The organism is Pseudoduganella sp. jia 9 (genome assembly GCF_055502615.1).
In genome coordinates this window covers 288,744-304,922 of record NZ_JBUPWE010000003.1, presented here as the reverse complement: position 1 = coordinate 304,922, position 16,179 = coordinate 288,744, and the positions used below count along the sequence as shown (strand labels likewise).

General features: G+C 67.1%; 16 protein-coding genes. 12 read left to right on the top strand and 4 right to left on the bottom strand.

What is annotated here, in order from left to right:
- Positions 1 to 22: 22 nt before the first annotated feature.
- On the top strand, positions 23 to 973 hold the full coding sequence (locus tag ACY34H_RS04675; protein ID WP_464976318.1) for a 2-hydroxyacid dehydrogenase: 951 nt from the start codon (positions 23 to 25) through the stop codon (positions 971 to 973).
- Between the two features lie 382 nt (positions 974 to 1,355).
- Here the strand turns inward: ACY34H_RS04675 and ACY34H_RS04670 are convergent, their stop codons facing one another.
- Positions 1,356 to 2,525, bottom strand: a complete 1,170-nt coding sequence (locus ACY34H_RS04670; RefSeq protein ID WP_464976317.1) for an ABC transporter substrate-binding protein — start codon at positions 2,523 to 2,525, stop codon at positions 1,356 to 1,358.
- A 233-nt stretch (positions 2,526 to 2,758) separates the two neighbouring features.
- Between ACY34H_RS04670 and ACY34H_RS04665 the strand changes: the two genes are divergently transcribed.
- Positions 2,759 to 3,841, top strand: coding sequence for a porin (locus ACY34H_RS04665; RefSeq protein WP_464976380.1), 1,083 nt, complete (start codon positions 2,759 to 2,761; stop codon positions 3,839 to 3,841).
- Between the two features lie 78 nt (positions 3,842 to 3,919).
- On the opposite strand, the gene ACY34H_RS04660 is transcribed toward ACY34H_RS04665, so the two are convergent.
- Positions 3,920 to 4,744, bottom strand: a complete 825-nt coding sequence (locus ACY34H_RS04660; protein WP_464976316.1) for an IclR family transcriptional regulator domain-containing protein — start codon at positions 4,742 to 4,744, stop codon at positions 3,920 to 3,922.
- A 173-nt stretch (positions 4,745 to 4,917) separates the two neighbouring features.
- On the opposite strand from ACY34H_RS04660, the gene ACY34H_RS04655 reads away from it, so the two are divergent.
- The 7 genes from ACY34H_RS04655 to ACY34H_RS04625 all read left to right on the top strand — a co-directional run bounded on the left by ACY34H_RS04655 (position 4,918) and on the right by ACY34H_RS04625 (position 11,000).
- Positions 4,918 to 5,598 carry a 3-oxoacid CoA-transferase subunit A gene (locus ACY34H_RS04655; RefSeq protein ID WP_464976315.1) on the top strand — a complete coding sequence of 227 codons (681 nt, stop codon included), beginning with the start codon at positions 4,918 to 4,920 and terminating at the stop codon, positions 5,596 to 5,598.
- A 2-nt stretch (positions 5,599 to 5,600) separates the two neighbouring features.
- Complete coding sequence (locus tag ACY34H_RS04650; RefSeq protein WP_464976379.1) at positions 5,601 to 6,263, top strand: CoA transferase subunit B; 663 nt, start codon at positions 5,601 to 5,603, stop codon at positions 6,261 to 6,263.
- On the top strand, positions 6,260 to 7,462 hold the full coding sequence (gene pcaF, locus ACY34H_RS04645; RefSeq protein WP_464976314.1) for a 3-oxoadipyl-CoA thiolase: 1,203 nt from the start codon (positions 6,260 to 6,262) through the stop codon (positions 7,460 to 7,462). Before ACY34H_RS04650 ends, pcaF begins: the two co-directional genes overlap by 4 nt.
- A 170-nt stretch (positions 7,463 to 7,632) precedes the next feature.
- A complete protein-coding gene (locus tag ACY34H_RS04640; RefSeq protein ID WP_464976313.1) occupies positions 7,633 to 8,487 on the top strand; it encodes a branched-chain amino acid ABC transporter permease in 855 nt (284 codons plus the stop codon).
- On the top strand, positions 8,484 to 9,518 hold the full coding sequence (locus ACY34H_RS04635) for a branched-chain amino acid ABC transporter permease (protein ID WP_464976312.1): 1,035 nt from the start codon (positions 8,484 to 8,486) through the stop codon (positions 9,516 to 9,518). The genes ACY34H_RS04640 and ACY34H_RS04635 overlap by 4 nt, the downstream gene beginning before the upstream one ends.
- A 5-nt stretch (positions 9,519 to 9,523) precedes the next feature.
- Positions 9,524 to 10,306 carry an ABC transporter ATP-binding protein gene (locus tag ACY34H_RS04630; protein ID WP_464976311.1) on the top strand — a complete coding sequence of 261 codons (783 nt, stop codon included), beginning with the start codon at positions 9,524 to 9,526 and terminating at the stop codon, positions 10,304 to 10,306.
- On the top strand, positions 10,299 to 11,000 hold the full coding sequence (locus ACY34H_RS04625; RefSeq protein ID WP_464976310.1) for an ABC transporter ATP-binding protein: 702 nt from the start codon (positions 10,299 to 10,301) through the stop codon (positions 10,998 to 11,000). The genes ACY34H_RS04630 and ACY34H_RS04625 overlap by 8 nt, the downstream gene beginning before the upstream one ends.
- On the opposite strand, the gene ACY34H_RS04620 is transcribed toward ACY34H_RS04625, so the two are convergent.
- On the bottom strand, positions 10,997 to 11,497 hold the full coding sequence (locus ACY34H_RS04620) for a MarR family winged helix-turn-helix transcriptional regulator (protein WP_464976309.1): 501 nt from the start codon (positions 11,495 to 11,497) through the stop codon (positions 10,997 to 10,999). The two genes, ACY34H_RS04625 and ACY34H_RS04620, sit on opposite strands and share 4 nt — an antisense overlap.
- Before the next feature lie 132 nt (positions 11,498 to 11,629).
- Between ACY34H_RS04620 and ACY34H_RS04615 the strand changes: the two genes are divergently transcribed.
- Genes ACY34H_RS04615 through ACY34H_RS04605 form a run of 3 tightly spaced genes read left to right on the top strand, consistent with a single transcriptional unit; the run spans position 11,630 to position 14,861 of the window.
- Complete coding sequence (locus tag ACY34H_RS04615; protein WP_464976378.1) at positions 11,630 to 12,688, top strand: Rieske 2Fe-2S domain-containing protein; 1,059 nt, start codon at positions 11,630 to 11,632, stop codon at positions 12,686 to 12,688.
- Positions 12,685 to 13,641 carry a PDR/VanB family oxidoreductase gene (locus ACY34H_RS04610; RefSeq protein ID WP_464976308.1) on the top strand — a complete coding sequence of 319 codons (957 nt, stop codon included), beginning with the start codon at positions 12,685 to 12,687 and terminating at the stop codon, positions 13,639 to 13,641. The genes ACY34H_RS04615 and ACY34H_RS04610 overlap by 4 nt, the downstream gene beginning before the upstream one ends.
- Before the next feature lie 38 nt (positions 13,642 to 13,679).
- A complete protein-coding gene (locus ACY34H_RS04605; RefSeq protein WP_464976307.1) occupies positions 13,680 to 14,861 on the top strand; it encodes an ABC transporter substrate-binding protein in 1,182 nt (393 codons plus the stop codon).
- A 67-nt stretch (positions 14,862 to 14,928) separates the two neighbouring features.
- On the opposite strand, the gene pcaCD is transcribed toward ACY34H_RS04605, so the two are convergent.
- Complete coding sequence (gene pcaCD, locus ACY34H_RS04600; protein WP_464976306.1) at positions 14,929 to 16,173, bottom strand: bifunctional 4-carboxymuconolactone decarboxylase/3-oxoadipate enol-lactonase PcaCD; 1,245 nt, start codon at positions 16,171 to 16,173, stop codon at positions 14,929 to 14,931.
- Positions 16,174 to 16,179 lie beyond the last annotated feature (6 nt).

Below are 16,179 nucleotides of genomic sequence, written 5' to 3'. Positions count from 1 at the left end.
CGTTCACTCATGAATAAAAAACATGAAACCGGAAATCCTCGTGATGGCGGCCAGCCCGTCGGCGTCCGTGATGGCGCAGCTGGACCAGCATTTCGTCTGCCACCATGTGTGGCGGGTGGCGCCGGAAGGCCGTGCCGCCTTCATCGCCGGCGTGGCGCCGGCGGTGCGCGGCGTCGCCACGACGGGCATGGCCGGCATCGGCGCGGCCCTGGCGGCGCAGCTGCCGCGGCTCGAGATCGTGGCGGTGAACGGCATCGGCGTCGACGCGGTGGATTTCGCCGCGCTACGCCCGCGCGGCATCGCCGTCACGAACACGCCCGGTGTGCTGACGGACGACGTGGCGGACCTGGCGGTGGCACTGCTGCTGTCGGCGTCGCGCCGCATCCCTGCGCTGGATAACTATGTGCGCGCCGGCCAGTGGCAGGCCGGCGTGCCGGTCAAGCCGGCGCGCGCCTTGCGCGGCAAGGTCGCCGGCATCTACGGCTTCGGGCGCATCGGCCAGGCGGTCGCCGCGCGGCTGGCCGCGTTCGGGTTGCAGCTGCGCTACTGGCAGCCGAACGTGAAGGCGGGCGTGACGGTGCCGCGTGCCGCGTCGCTGCTTGAACTGGCGCGCGACAGCGATTACCTGGTGCTCTGCGCGCCGGGCGGCGCGGACACGCGCGCTACCGTGGATGCGGCGGTGCTGGAGGCGCTGGGGCCGGAGGGCACGCTGGTCAACATCGCGCGCGGCTCGGTGGTCGACGAGCCGGCGCTGGTCGCCGCGCTCGCCGATGGCCGCCTCGGCGCCGCGGCGCTGGACGTGTTCGCCGACGAGCCGTCGGTCCCCGCCGCGCTGGCCGCGCTGCCGAACGTGGTGCTGACGCCGCACGTGGGCAGCCTCACCGTCGAAACGCGGCACGCGATGGGGCAGCTGGTCGTCGACAACCTGCTCGCGCATTTCGCCGGGCAGCCTCTTCTCACACCGGTCACCTAACCCACTGCAAAACCGGGGACGTACCCTTGTTGTTCGGCAATTTCTGTGACGGGAAACTGGAACGGAAAACTGGGGACGTACCCCTGTTTCCAGGCAAGACCGGGACTCGCCCGCAGCCGGCCTGACACACTGGCAGGCGTCGTCAGGCCATCAAAACCGGGGACGTACCCCTGTTTCCAGGCAAGACCGCAACACGCCCGGAGCCTGTCTCACAGTCCAGCAGGCGTTGCCAGGTCATGGCTGATGGTGCCACTGAACGCCAAGGCGGCTGCGCCATACGACTTCGTTGTCGCGTCAGAATTGCTCCAGAACAGGGGTACGTCCCCAGTTTCCCGTTACAGAAATTGCTGGACAACAGGGGTACGTCCCCAGTTTTTTGGACTTACTGCTTGCCCGGATCCTTCAGGTCGGGGAATTTGTCGAACTCGATGTTATAGACCTCGTTCCCGACCTTCTTCACTTCGCGCACGTAGACGGTCTGCACGATGTCGCGCGTGGCGGGGTCGATGGCGATCGGGCCGCGCGGGCTGTTCAGCTTCATGGTCTTCAGCACCGCCATCGCCTTGTCGCCGTCGATCTTGCCGTTCAGCTTGCGCGCCACGTCGTAGATCGCGGCCATGCCGTCGTAGGCGCCCACGGCCATGAAGTTGGGCCGGCCGGCCTTCGGATTGGCGGCGGCAAAGCTCTTCAGGAATGCCTTGTTCTCGGGCGAGTCGTGCGCGGCCGAGTAGTGGAACGTGGTGATCACGCCCAGCGTGGCGTCGCCCATCGCCGGCAGCACGTGGTCGTCGGTCAGGTCGCCGGTGGCGATCACCTTGATGCCGGCAGCGGCCAGCCCGCGTTCGCGGTAGCCCTTCATGAACGCGATGCTTTGCTCGCCGGCCGGCACGAACACGAAGATCGCATCCGGCTTCGCATCCTTGATGCGCTGGATGAACGGGGCGAATTCCGGATTGCGCAGTGGCACGCGGATCGATTCCGTCACCTTGCCGCCGGCGCCTTCCAGCGTTTTCCTGAACGCCGCTTCCGCATCGAGGCCGGGGCCGTAGTCCGCCACGAGCGTGACGACCTTGTTCAACTTGTTCTTCGCCGCCCAGGTGCCCATCGGCGCCGAGATCTGCGGCAGCGTCATCGAGAAGCGCACGATGTAGTTCGATTTCGTCGTGATCGCCGAGGTGGCCGCGTTCATGATGATCATCGGCTTTTTCGCCTGCTGGGCGATCGGCGCCACGGCCAGCGCCTCCGGCGTCAGGCCGAAGCCGGCCAGGAAATCGACCTTGTCGCGCACCACCAGTTCCTGCGCCAGGCGTTTCGCGATTTCCGGAGAAGGGCCGGTGGTGTCCTTGATGATCAGCTGGATCTTCTTGCCGGCCACCGTGTCGCCATGCTGCGCCATGTAGGCCCTGATGCCGCCTTCCATCTGCTTGCCGTAGTCGGCGAACGGGCCGGAAAACGCGGCGATCACGCCGACCTTGATGGTGTCCTGCGCGTGAGCCGCCGGCAGGGCGAACAGTTGTACGCCTGCCAGCACGGCGGCGATCGTGTATTTCATGGTTGTCTCCTTTGTTATCGAACACCGCGCCGTTCATCAGGTTTCTTGAGATTCTTGACAACGCCCGGTAACGGTCATAGTATCGATTTAGCGTTCGATAAGCAATCGATTGTTCGATCATCGAACAGCGAATCGAGCGACCATAATATCTACAGGAGACAGGCATGAACGGAATCACCGGCAAACGGGCGCGTGGCCGCAGTATTGGCAATGGCAAGGGCAAGGGTCGGCGCATGGGCGCGGCAGCGGCAGGCGCACTGGTGCTGCTGGCAGCGGGCGCCGCGCAGGCGCAGAGCAATGTCACGATCTACGGCATCATCGATACGGCGGTGGCGCACGTGGACAACACGAACGCCGCCGGCGATTCGGTGACGAAGGTGGCGTCGCTGACGGGATCGTTCCCGTCGCGCATCGGCTTTCGCGGCACTGAGGACCTGGGCGGCGGCCTGTCCGCGATCTTCACGCTGGAAAGCGGCTTCGGCCCGGACACCGGCACGATGGGGCAGGGCAACCGCCTGTTCGGCCGCGCGGCCAACATCGGCCTGAAAGGCAAGTGGGGCACGCTGACGCTGGGGCGCCAGGTCAACATGACGTACATCGCCGGCCTGAAGGCGGACGTGCTGGGCCCGAACCTGTTCGCCATCGGCAGCATCGATCCCTACCTGCCCAACGCGCGCAGCGACAATGCGATCGGCTATCTCGGCAACTTCGACGGGTTAGTGGCCGGCGCCACCTACAGCTTCGGACGCGACACGTCGTCGTCCGGCGGCCCGGCCGCCACCGGTTGCGCGGGCGAGTCGCCGGCCGATTCGAAGGCCTGCCGCCAGGTCACGGCGCTGCTCGGCTATGAAGTCAAGGCCTACGGCATCAACGCTTCGTTCGACAAGTTGTACGGGAATACCGGCGCGGCCGGCGGCCTGACCAGCAGCAGCCACTTCGACCGGCGCGTGACCGTCAACGGCTACTGGATGATCAAGGGCACCAAGCTGGGCGCCGGCGTCATCGACCGCAAGACCGACGCGGCCAGCGGCATCACGGAATCGGCGCTGTACTACCTGGGCGTGAGCCACCCCGTCACTCCACTGCTGACCTTCGACGCGCAGGTGGCACGCAAGAACGTCAAGCGCAGCGGCGACGACACCGACATGGCAGTGGCAAGGCTGACCTATTTCCTGTCGACGCGCACCGCCGTCTACGGCGCGCTGGGGCTGATGAACAACGACGGCGTCGCCGCCGTGGCGCTCGATGCCGGCGGCAGCGTGGGCGCCGGGAAGCCGCAGCGGGGCATCATGGCCGGCCTGCGGCACCACTTCTGAACCAGTCCGGACCAGGTGCGCCCGGCCGGCGATGCACGGGCATCTGCGCGGCGAAACGCGGTCCGGCCGCGCCGGCTCCTAGGGCAGCAGCACCGCCAGTTCGCGGGCACCCTGCTGCAGCACGGGCAGGAACTGCTCTTCCATCTGCCGTGCGCTGACGCGGCCGGCCTGGGCGCCGACGTTCAGCGCCGCCAGCACGGTGCCGGAGGCGCCGCGCACGGGAACCGCGATGGAGCGCAGGCCGACCTCGAGTTCCTCGTTGTTGATCGCGAAGCCCTGCTCGCGCACCTGGGCCAGCATGGCGCGCAATCCCTTCTGCGTGGTGATCGTGTGTTCGGTCAGCGGCTTCAGGCGCACCTTGTCGAGATAGGCCAGCAGATCGGCTTCCGGCAGGTGGGCCAGCATCACGCGGCCCAGCGACGTGCAGTAGGCAGGCAGGCGGCTGCCGGTGTTCAGCGCGACGGACATCACGCGGGATGTCGCCGAGCGGGCCACGTACAGCACCTCGTTATCGTCGAGCACCGCCAGCGAGCACGATTCGTTCAGCGTGCGGCTGATCTGGTTCAGATAAGGCTGGGCCGACACGGTCAGCGGCGTGGACGACAGATAGGAATAACCCAGCGTCAGCACTTTCGGCCGCAGCGAGTAATTGTTGACGTCCGAATCCGCGTAGCCGAGCTGCTTGAGCGTGTACAGGCAGCGGCTGACGGCGGCGCGGGGGATGCCGGTCTTCTGGCTGATCTGCGCGATCGTCAGGCTGCGGCGCGAATCGGAAAACGCCTGCAGCACGGCAAGCCCGCGCGCCAGCGACGTCATGAAGCTGGGATCGGCCAGCGCCTCGATCTGTTCGGCGATCGTGGCTTCGCGCTCGGCCGGGGTGGTCTTGTTGGTTGTAGTTGTCATCACGGTCTCTGGAAAGTGCTGCGATTTTAATGGAACGCCGCCTTCATGCCGGTTTTTTCCTTGACCTTCGCAACCGGCGGTGCGACACTGAGGGTGTTCGATTAACAGATTATAGTTCGATTACCGAACATTTGGAAACACCGGAATCTCATTCAAGGCAGGAGGAAACACCCGTGATTGACAAGACTATCGACACCATGGCGCAAGCCGTGGCCGGCATCCATGACGGCGCGACCGTGATGATCGGCGGCTTCGGCAACGCCGGCATGCCGGCCGCACTGATCGACGCGCTGATCGCGCAGGGCGCGCGCGACCTCACCATCGTCAACAACAATGCCGGCAACGGCGAAACCGGCCTGGCCGCGCTGCTCAAGGCGAAGCGGGTGAAGAAAATCATCTGCTCGTTCCCGCGCCAGGCGGATTCGCAGGTGTTCGATGCGCTGTACCGCGCCGGCGAGATCGAGCTGGAATTGACGCCGCAGGGCAACCTCGCCGAGCGCATCCGCGCCGCCGGTGCCGGCATCGGCGGCTTCTTCTCGCCGACCGGCTACGGCACGCTGCTGGCCGAAGGCAAGGAAACGCGCACCATCAACGGCAAGAACTACGTGCTGGAGTCGCCGATCCACGCCGACTTCGCGCTGATCAAGGCGCTGCACGGCGACCGCTGGGGCAACCTGGTGTACCGTAAAACGGCGCGCAACTTCGGCCCGATCATGGCCACCGCCGCCAGGGTGACGATCGCGCAGGTCACGCGCATCGTCGAACTGGGCGAGCTGGACCCCGAACACATCGTCACCCCGGGCATCTTCGTGCAGCGCGTGGTGCAGGAGGAAGCACAAGGAGGCAAGCAATGACTATCAAAAAAATGAGCCGCGACGATATGGCGAGGCGCGTCGCGCAGGACATCCACGAAGGCGCCTACGTCAACCTGGGCATCGGCCTGCCGACGATGGTGGCGAACTACCTGCCGGCCGACCGCGAGATCTTCCTGCACAGCGAGAACGGCCTGCTGGGCATGGGCCCGGCTCCGGCGCCCGGCGACGAAGACGAAGACCTGATCAACGCCGGCAAGCAGCCGGTCACGTTGCTGACCGGCGGCGCCTATTTCCACCATGGCGACTCGTTCGCGATGATGCGCGGTGGCCATCTCGACATCTGCGTACTGGGCGCGTTCCAGGTATCCGCCGGCGGCGACCTGGCCAACTGGCATACTGGCGCTCCGGATGCGATTCCCGCCGTGGGCGGCGCGATGGACCTGGCCATCGGCGCGCGCCAGGTCTTCGTGATGACCGATCACCAGACCAAGTCCGGGGAAAGCAAGATCGTCGAACAGTGCAGCTACCCGTTGACGGGGATCGGCTGCGTCAATCGCATCTACACGGACCTTGCCGTGATCGACGTCACTTCCGACGGCCTCGTCGTACGCGAGATGGTCGAAGGCCTGACGTTCGACGAGCTGCAAAGCCGCACCGCCGCCCCGCTGATTGCAGGGCTTCAAGAAACGGAGAACACGAAATGACCGAAGCATTCATCTGCGACGCGATCCGCACCCCGATCGGCCGCTACGGCGGCGCCCTGAAGGACCTGCGCGCCGACGACCTGGGCGCGCTGCCGCTGGCCGAACTGGTGCGCCGCAACCCCACCGTCGACTGGGAAGCGATCGACGACGTCATCTACGGCTGCGCCAACCAGGCCGGCGAGGACAACCGCAACGTGGCGCGCATGTCGACGCTGCTGGCGGGCCTGCCGCAGGGCGTGCCCGGCACCACCGTCAACCGCCTGTGCGGCTCCGGCATGGATGCCGTGGGCCTCGCCGCGCGCTCGATCCGCTCCGGCGATACGTCGCTGATGCTGGCCGGCGGCGTGGAATCGATGACGCGCGCGCCGTTCGTGATGGGCAAGGCCGACAGCGCCTTCTCGCGCAACGCGGCGATCTACGACACCACGATCGGCTGGCGTTTCCCCAATCCGCTGATGAAGAAGCTGTACGGCACCGACTCGATGCCGGAAACCGCGGAGAACGTCGCCACGGACTTCGGCATTAGCCGCGAAGACCAGGACCGCTTCGCGCTGGCCAGCCAGCAGCGCGTGGTGGCGGCCCAGGAAGCGGGCTGGTTCGATGCCGAGATCATGGCGGTGACGATCCCCGTCAAGAAAGGCGAACCGGTCGTGTTCGCGCGCGACGAACATCCGCGCGCCACCACGCTGGATGCGCTGGCCAAGCTGAAGGGCGTGGTTCGTCCGGACGGCACCGTTACCGCGGGTAACGCGTCCGGCGTCAACGACGGCGCCTGCGCGCTGCTGCTGGCGAACGAAAAGTCGGCAGCGGCGCATGGCCTGGTGCCGAAGGCGCGCATCGTCGGCATGGCCACGGCCGGCGTGGCGCCGCGCGTGATGGGCATCGGCCCGGCACCGGCCACGCAGAAACTGCTGGCCAACCTGGGCATGACGCTGGACCAGTTCGACGTGATCGAACTGAACGAAGCGTTTGCGTCGCAGGGCATCGCCGTGCTGCGCGAACTGGGCCTGTCGCAGGACGATCCCCGCGTCAATCCCTGGGGCGGCGCGATCGCGCTGGGCCACCCGCTCGGCATGAGCGGCGCGCGCCTCGTGACCACGGCGATGAACCAGCTGCACCGTGGTGGCGGGCGCTTCGCCTTGTGCACCATGTGCATCGGCGTGGGGCAGGGCATCGCCATCGTCATCGAAAGAGTATGAGTGCGCGGGTATGAATACGCGGGCATGAGTACGCGGGTATGACGAAGGTAAAGCGCATGTAAGCACGCGTTGGTATCAGTAGCATGGCGAGCCGGCAAAGAGCGGTACCCGTGCGATCGATCTTGGAGAATCGAGGAGACAATTATGCATTTCCATGACGGAGGGCGGCGATGATCGGCGTCCTTTTCGACGGCGTGGCGTACGGCAGCCTGCTGTTCATGATCAGTGTCGGCCTGTCGGTAACGATGGGCATGATGAACTTCATTAACCTGGCCCACGGCGCGTTCGCGATGCTGGGCGGTTACGTTTGCGTGATGCTGCTCGATCGCGCCGGCGTGCCATTTCTCGCCACCTTGCCGCTGGCCTTCCTGGCCGCGGCATGCGTCGGCTTCATCCTCGAGCGCACCTTGTACCGCCGGCTGTACAAGGCCAGCCACCTGGACCAGGTGCTGTTCTCGATCGGCCTGACCTTCATGGCGGTGGCGGGGGCCACGTACTTCTTCGGCCCCACCCAGCAACCCGTCACGCTGCCGGAATGGCTGCGCGGCCAGGTATCGCTGTTCGGCCTCGATGTGGGCAGCTACCGGCTTTTCCTGATCGGCGTCGTCGTCGTCGTTACCGTGCTGCTCGGGCTGCTGATCGAGCGCACCCGCTTCGGCGCGCAGATCCGCGCATCGGTCGACAACCACACCGCCTCGGAAGGCCTGGGCATCAACGTCAGCCGCGTATTCAGCCTGACGTTCGCGCTGGGCTCCGGCCTGGCCGGACTGGGCGGCGGCCTGGGTATCGACGTACTGGGCCTGGATCCGAGCTTCCCCGTCAAGTACATGGTGTACTTCCTGCTGGTCGTCGCCGTCGGCGGCGCGGGCACGATCACCGGTCCGCTGCTGGCCGCCATCGTGCTCGGCGTATTCGACGTGGCCGGCAAATACTATGTGCCGGAGATCGGCGCGTTCGTCATCTACGCGCTGATGGTGGTGCTGCTGCTGGCATTCCCCGCTGGCCTGATCAGGAGGAAAGCATGAACGCTATGTCGAAGGTGGAAGTCGCCGAGAAGGCGCCGGTGCGGCCGGCCGCGGCGCTGCCCGTGCCGCGCCTGCCCGATGGCCGCTGGCACCCGCTGGAATTCGTCTTCTGGCTGTTGCCTGTGGCGAGCTGGTTCCTGTTCCCGCAGTACCTGGTGCTGACCAGCCAGATCATGATCGTCGGCCTGTTCGCGCTGTCGCTGGACCTGATCCTGGGTTACGCGGGCATCGTGTCGCTGGGTCATGCGGCATTTTTCGGGCTGGGCGCCTACACGGCCGGCCTGCTGTCCGTGCATGGCTGGGGCGAGCCGGTCACGGGCCTGCTGGCCGGCGCGGTGGTGGCGGGGCTGTTCGGCTGGATCGTCAGCTTCCTCGTCGTGCGCGGGCAGGACCTGACACGCCTGATGGTCACGCTGGGCATCGGCCTGATGCTGTTCGAAGCCGCGAACAAGGCATCGTGGCTGACGGGCGGTGTCGATGGCCTGTCCGGCATGATGGTGAGCAACCTGCTGGGCGTGTTCGAGTTCGACCTGGAAGGGAAAACCGGCTTCGTGTACAGCTACGTGGTGCTGTTCCTCGTCTTCCTCGTGCTGCGCCGGCTGGTGAACTCGCCGTTCGGCCTGAGCCTGCGCGGCATTCGCGAAGGCGGGCGCCGCATGCCGGCCGTCGGCGCGGACGTCAACTCGAGGCTGCGCGCGATTTTCACCGTGGGCGCCGTGGTGGCCGGCATCGCCGGAGCGCTGCTGGCGCAGACCACGCAGTTCGTCGGCCTCGACATGCTGGGCTTCCCCCGCTCGGCGGAACTGCTGATCATGCTCGTGCTGGGCGGTACCGGGCGCCTGTACGGCGCGCTGATCGGCGCGGCCGTGTTCATGATCGCCCAGGACAAGATCGCCGGCATCAATCCCACCTACTGGCAATTCTGGATCGGGCTGCTGCTGGTGTGCATCGTGATGTTCGCCAAGGGCGGCATCGTCGGCGGCTTCGCCAACCTGCTGGAACGCCTGCGCGAACGGAAGGAGAACAAATGAGCGGCATGGATACAACCGCAGTTGATACTACCGCAGTTGATACTACATTGAGGACCGAAGGCCTGTCGAAAAGCTGGGGCGCCTTCAAGGCCAACAGCGACGTGTCGCTGACATTCACGCCGGGCGCCCGGCATGCGCTGATCGGCCCGAACGGGGCGGGCAAGACGACGTTCATCAACCTGCTCACGGGCGGCTTCGCGCCGACCACTGGCCGCGTATTCCTGGGCGGTGAAGACATCACCGGCCTGCCGCAGCACCAGCGCGTGAAACGCGGCATGACGCGCACGTTCCAGATCAACACGCTGTTTGCCGGCCTGACCGTGCTGGAATCGGTGGTGCTGGCGATCGGCGAACGGCGCGGCGTGCAGAACGTGTGGTGGAAAACGGTGGCGCGGCATCACGACATGGTCGACGAAGCGATGGCGCTGCTGCATTCGCTGCGCCTGGCCGACCAGGCCAACAGCATCACGCGCAGCATGGCCTACGGCAAGCAGCGGCTGGTGGAAATCGCGCTGGCGCTGGCCACGCAGCCGAAGATCCTGCTGCTCGACGAACCGGCCGCCGGCATTCCGCAGGCGGAAAGCCGCGAGCTGTTCGAAGTGATTGCCGGCCTGCCGCGCGACGTGACGATCCTGTTCATCGAACACGACATGGGGCTGGTGTTCAAGTTCGCCGAGCGCATCACGGTGCTGGTCGGCGGCAAGGTGTTGACCGAAGGGACGCCGGCGGAAATCGCCGCCGATCCGCGCGTGAAGGAAGTGTACCTGGGGGAGGGCGGCCATGACTGAACTGCTGGCGGTGGACCGCGTGACGGCCGGCTACGGCGAATCCATCGTGCTCGAAGACGTATCGTTCGCGCTGGACGAGGGCGACAGCCTGGCGCTGCTGGGCCGCAATGGCGTCGGCAAGACCAGCCTGCTCACCACGCTGATGGGCCTGACGCGGCTGCACAAGGGCGCGATCCGGTGGGCCGGCAAGGACATCGCCCGCGTCGCGCCCTACAAGCGGGCGCGCGCGGGCCTGGGCTGGGTGCCGCAGGAGCGCCACATGTATCCGTCGCTGACGGTCGAGGAGCACCTGACGGTGGTCGCGCGGCCGGGGCGGTGGGACGTGAAGAAGATCTACGAGGTCTTCCCGCGCCTGCAGGAACGGCGCTCGAACATGGGCAACCAGCTGTCCGGCGGCGAGCAGCAGATGGTCGCCATCGCCCGCGCCCTGATGACCAACCCGCGCATGCTGCTGCTCGACGAGCCGATGGAGGGCCTCGCGCCGATCATCGTGCAGGAGCTGCTGGCGGTGATCCGCAAGCTGGTGCGCGACGAAGGCCTGTCCGTGATCGTCGTCGAACAGCATGCGCGGCTGGCACTGTCGCTGACGCAGCGCGCCATCGTGCTCGATCGCGGGTGCATCGTGCATGACTCGGACAGCCGCGAGCTGCTGGACGATGGCGCGAAACTGGACCGGCTGGTGTCGGTGGCCTAGGCCGCGTCCGGCCGGGCCAGCGGCGCGCGGCTGTGCTCGTTGTTCTCCAGCACGAGCTTGTCCAGCAGCCGCATGAACTGCGCCTGCTCGCGGTCCGTCAACGGTGCGAGCAGCCGTTCGCGCAGCCGGTGCACGGCCGGGTCGAGCCGGGTCAGCAGCGCGGCGCCACTGGCGGTGATCGTCAGCGCGCGCTGGCGGCGGTTGTGCGGGATGACTTTCCGCTCCAGCAGTCCTTTTTCCTCCAGCCGGGCGCACACGCTGGCGCCGGTCGACGTGTCGATCGCCACCAGGCCGGCCAGCGTCACCTGGTCGATGCCGGGACGGGCGGCGAGGGTGCGCAGCAGCGCATACTGCACCGGCGTCAATTCGCCGCCGATTTCATCATGGAAGATGGAGACCGAGATCTGCTGCGCGCGGCGCAGCAGGTGGCCAGGGTGTTCGTGCAGGTCCAGCAGGGCTGGCAGGCCGCCGCCGGCATCGTCGTTCGTGTGGTTCATGGGTCGTCGATAAATATTTGTCGTGCGTAGTTTACTTCGGCGGAGGATCTTCCTAATATTCAGTGTACTGAATATTGAATTTTTCAGCACCATAAAACAGGAGACCGCATGAACGCCCCCGCCAGTTCCCCCATCTACCCGAAAAACGCCTGGTACGTCGCCGCCACGCCCGACGAGATCGCCGACAAGCCGCTGGGCCGCCAGGTCTGCGGCGAGAAGATCGTGTTCTACCGCGCGGCCCAGGGCGTTGCCGCCGTCGAGGATTTCTGCCCGCACCGCGGCGCGCCGCTGTCGCTGGGCTTCGTGCGCGACGGCACCCTGGTGTGCGGCTACCACGGCCTGCAGATGGGTTGCGACGGCAAGCCGGTGGCGATGCCCGGCCAGCGCGTGCGCGGCTTTCCGTGCATCCGCAGCTATCCGGCCGTCGAGCGCTACGGCTTCATCTGGGTCTGGCCGGGCGATGCGGCACTGGCCGATCCCGCCACGATCCCGCACCTGCACTGGGCCGTGGACGAAGGCTGGGCCTACGGTGGCGGCCTGTATCACATCGGTTGCGAGTACCGGCTGATGATCGACAACCTGATGGACCTGACGCACGAGACCTACGTGCATGCGTCGTCGATCGGCCAGAAGGAGATCGACGAGGTGCCCGTCACCACCAGGACGGTCGGCGACGAAGTGATCACCAGCCGCTTCATGGAAAACGTGATGCCGCCGCCGTTCTGGCAGGCGGCGCTGCGCGGCAACGGCCTGCCCGACGACGTGCCCGTCGACCGCTGGCAGATCTGCCACTTCACGCCGCCGAGCCACGTGCTGATCGAGGTCGGCGTGGCGCTGGCGGGCAAGGGCGGCTACGATGCGCCGGCCGAATTCAAGGCGTCGTCGATCGTGGTCGACTTCATCACGCCGGAAACGGAGACCACGCACTGGTACTTCTGGGGCATGGCGCGCAACTTCAAGGCCGATGACGAGGCGCTGACCGACACGATCCGCACCGGCCAGGGCAAGATCTTCAGCGAGGACCGCGCGATGCTGGAACAGCAGCAGGCCAACATTCTGCGCCATCCGGAGCGGCGCCTGCTGATGCTCAACATCGATGCCGGCGGCGTGCAGTCGCGCAAGGTGATCGACCGCTGGCTGGCGCGCGACGCCACGGCACCGGTACCGGCATCGGCGCAGGTGGCGGCATGAGCACGCTGCGCGTAAAGGTCGCGCGGCGCGCCTGCGAGGCCGACGGTGTGTGCAGCTACGAACTGGTATCGGCGGACGGCGCGCCGCTGCCGCCGTTTACGGCGGGTGCGCACATCGACGTCCACGTCGGCGGCGGCATCGTGCGCCAGTACTCGCTGTGCAATGCCCCGCATGAGTCGCACCGCTACCTGATCGGCGTGCTGCGCGAGCCGGCGTCGCGCGGCGGCTCCAGTGCGATGCACGAGCGGATCGCCGAGGGCGCGGAACTGGACGTCAGCGTGCCGCGCAACCACTTCGGCCTGGCCGACGGCGCGCATCACAGCGTGCTGTTCGCCGGCGGCATCGGCATCACGCCGCTGCTGGCGATGGCCGAACACCTGCACGCGCACGGCCTGCCGTTCACGCTGCACTACAGCGCGCGCAGCGCGGCGCGTGCCGCTTTCCGCGCGCGGCTGGAGGGGGCGCCGTTCGCATCGCGCGTGCGCCTGCACATCGACGAAGATGGCACGCGCCTCGACGTGACTGCCGCGCTGTCGGACTGTCCGCCGGGGACGCACCTGTACGTGTGCGGCCCGGCCGGCTACATCGACCATGTGCTGGGCACGGCGCGCGCGCTCGGCTGGGGCGACGACCGCCTGCACCGCGAGTACTTCGGCGCCGCGCCCGCGGTGGAAGAGGCGGGTGAACGGGCCTTCGACGTGCGCATCGCCAGCAGCGGAAATACCTATGCGATACCGCCCGGCCGCACGGTGGTGCAGGTGCTGGCCGAACACGGTGTCGACGTGCCGGTGTCGTGCGAGCAGGGCGTCTGCGGTACCTGCCTGACGCGCGTGCTGGACGGCATTCCCGAGCACCGCGACCTGTACCAGACGGAAGAGGAACAGGCGGCCAACGACCAGTTTACGCCGTGCTGCTCGCGCGCGAAATCGGCGCTGCTGGTGCTCGATCTGTAGTCCCGTAGTTCCGCGATTCACAACAACAAGGAGGAGACATGACTTACCAACCGAAGCGCCGTACCCTGCTGGCCGGCGCGGTCGCCGCCGCGGCGACCGGATCGCTGCCGTCCATTGCATTCGCCGCCGAGCCGCTGAAGGTGGGGCTGATCGTGCCGATGTCCGGCCCGTTCGCCTCGACCGGCCGGCAGATCGAGGCGGCCGTCAAGCTGTACCAGCAGAAGCATGGCAACAGCGCGGCCGGCCGCAGGATCGAGATCTTGCTGAAGGACGACGGCGGCGTCGCGCCGGATGCGACCAAGCGCATCGCCCAGGAGCTGGTGGCGCGCGACAAGGTGCGCGTGCTGGCCGGCTTCGGGCTGACGCCGCTGGCGCTGGCCGCGGCGCCGATCGCCACGCAGGCGAAGGTGCCGATGATCGTGATGGCGGCCGCCACGTCGATCATTCCACAGCGTTCGCCGTACATCGTGCGCACCGGCTTCACGCTGGCGCAGGTGACGGCGCCGCTGGCCGACTGGGCGGCGAAAAACAGGATCGGCCGCGTGATGACCTTCGTGGCCGATTACGGCCCGGGGCTCGATGCCGAAAAGGTGTTCGTCAAGCGGTTCACGGCCGGTGGCGGCAAGGTGGTCGATTCGCTGCGCGTGCCGCTGCGCAATCCCGACTACGCGCCGTTCCTCGCGCGGGTAAAGGATGCCAAGCCGGATGCGCTGTTCGTCTTCGTGCCGTCTGGCGAGGGCCAGGCCGTGCTGAAACAGTTCAACGAGCGGGGCCTGGCCGCCGCCGGCATCCGCCTGATCTGCACCGGCGATGTGCTGGACGACGACCTGATGACCGGCATCGGCAGCGCCGCCAACGGCGTCGTCAGCAGCCACCATTACTCGGCCGCGCACCCGTCGGCGGAGAACCAGGCCTACGTGCGCGATTTCATGGCGGCCAACAAGGGCATGCGGCCGAACTTCCATTCGGTCGGCGCATACGACGGCATGCACCTGCTGTACCAGGCACTGGCGAAGACCGGCGGCGACGCCGACGGCGCGAAGCTGCTGGCGGCAATGAAGGGACTGGCATGGAACAGCGTGCGCGGCCCCGTCAGGATCGACGCCGCCAGCCGGGACATCGTGCAGACCGTGTACATCCGCAAGGCCCAGCAGGCAGGCGGCGGCATGTTCAACGTCGAATTCGACCAGGTCGCCAACTTCGCCGACCCGGGCGTCTAACCGCAAAACTGGGGACGGACCCCTGTTTCCAGGAAATTTCCTGCAAACAGGGGTCCGTCCCCGGTTTTTAGGCCAGGAACTCCTGTACCGTCCGGGCGAATGCGGCGGGTTGCTCGATGGCGGCGATGTGCGAGGCGTCGGGCAGCACCGCCAGTCGGGCGCCGGGGATGGCGTCGGCGATGGTTTGCGACATTGCCACAGGTGCACCCTGGTCGAGTTCGCCGGCGATGACCAGCGTCGGTGCGGCGATGGCGGAAAGCCGCGCGGTCGTGTCGACGTTGCCGACGGCATGGCAGCAGCCGGCGTAGCCGACCGGGTCGGTGCTGGTCAGCCGGCGCCGCCAGCGGGCGACGGTGCCGCTGTGCGTGGCGCGGAACGCGTCGTGGAAGTAGCGGCCCATCACGGTGTCGGCGATCGCTTCGATGCCCTGTTCGCGCACGGTGGCGATGCGCTGCTTCCAGGCGTCGCGGGCAGCCTCCGGATAGCCGGACGACGAGTTGGCGATGACCAGCGCCTGCACCAGCGCCGGGTGGCGCAGCGCCAGTTCCTGGCCTACCATGCCGCCCATCGACAGGCCGATCCACGTGACCGGGCCGGTGCCCAGTTCCAGCAGCAGGCGGGCGGCGTCGTCAGCCAGCGCCGCCATGTCGTACATCCCTTCCGGCGCCTCGGAACCGCCATGGCCGCGGTGGTCGTAGGCGATCACGCGGCTGTCCTCGGCCAGCAGCGTGGCCAGGCCGTCCCACATCGACAGGTCCATGCCGAGCGCGTGGCTGAGCACCACGGTGCGGCGCGGCGGCTGGCCGCTGCGCGGCTCGCGTATCGTGTAGTGCAGCGCGGGGCGGCTGGCGGTACGGCGCTCGTGGCCGACACCTGGATGCGGCACCGTGCCCGGCTGCGTGGGCGCGAGATCATGATTCATCTCGCGCAGGATCGCCTGCGTGTGTGCGAACGCGGTGTTCGCGGCGGGCACGCCGGCATAGATGGCCGACTGCATCAGCACTTCCTTGAGTTCATCCGGCGTCATGCCGCCGTCGGCGCCGGGGCGCAGCGCGGCGCGCACATGCAGTTCGAACTCTTCCCAGCGGCCCAGCGCGATCGTGATCGACAGCACGATGGCGCGGCGCGTCTTGTATTCGAGGCCCGGGCGGCCCCAGATCTCGTTCCACGCGAAGCGCGTGATCAGGTTCTGGAAGTCGGCGTTGAAGGCGTTGGCATTGTTCAGCGAACGGTCCACCCATTCGTCGCCGAGGATGGTGCGGCGGTTCTGCAGGCCGCGTTCGAAATCGTGGTCGAAAGGATCGTAGGTCATGCGTTG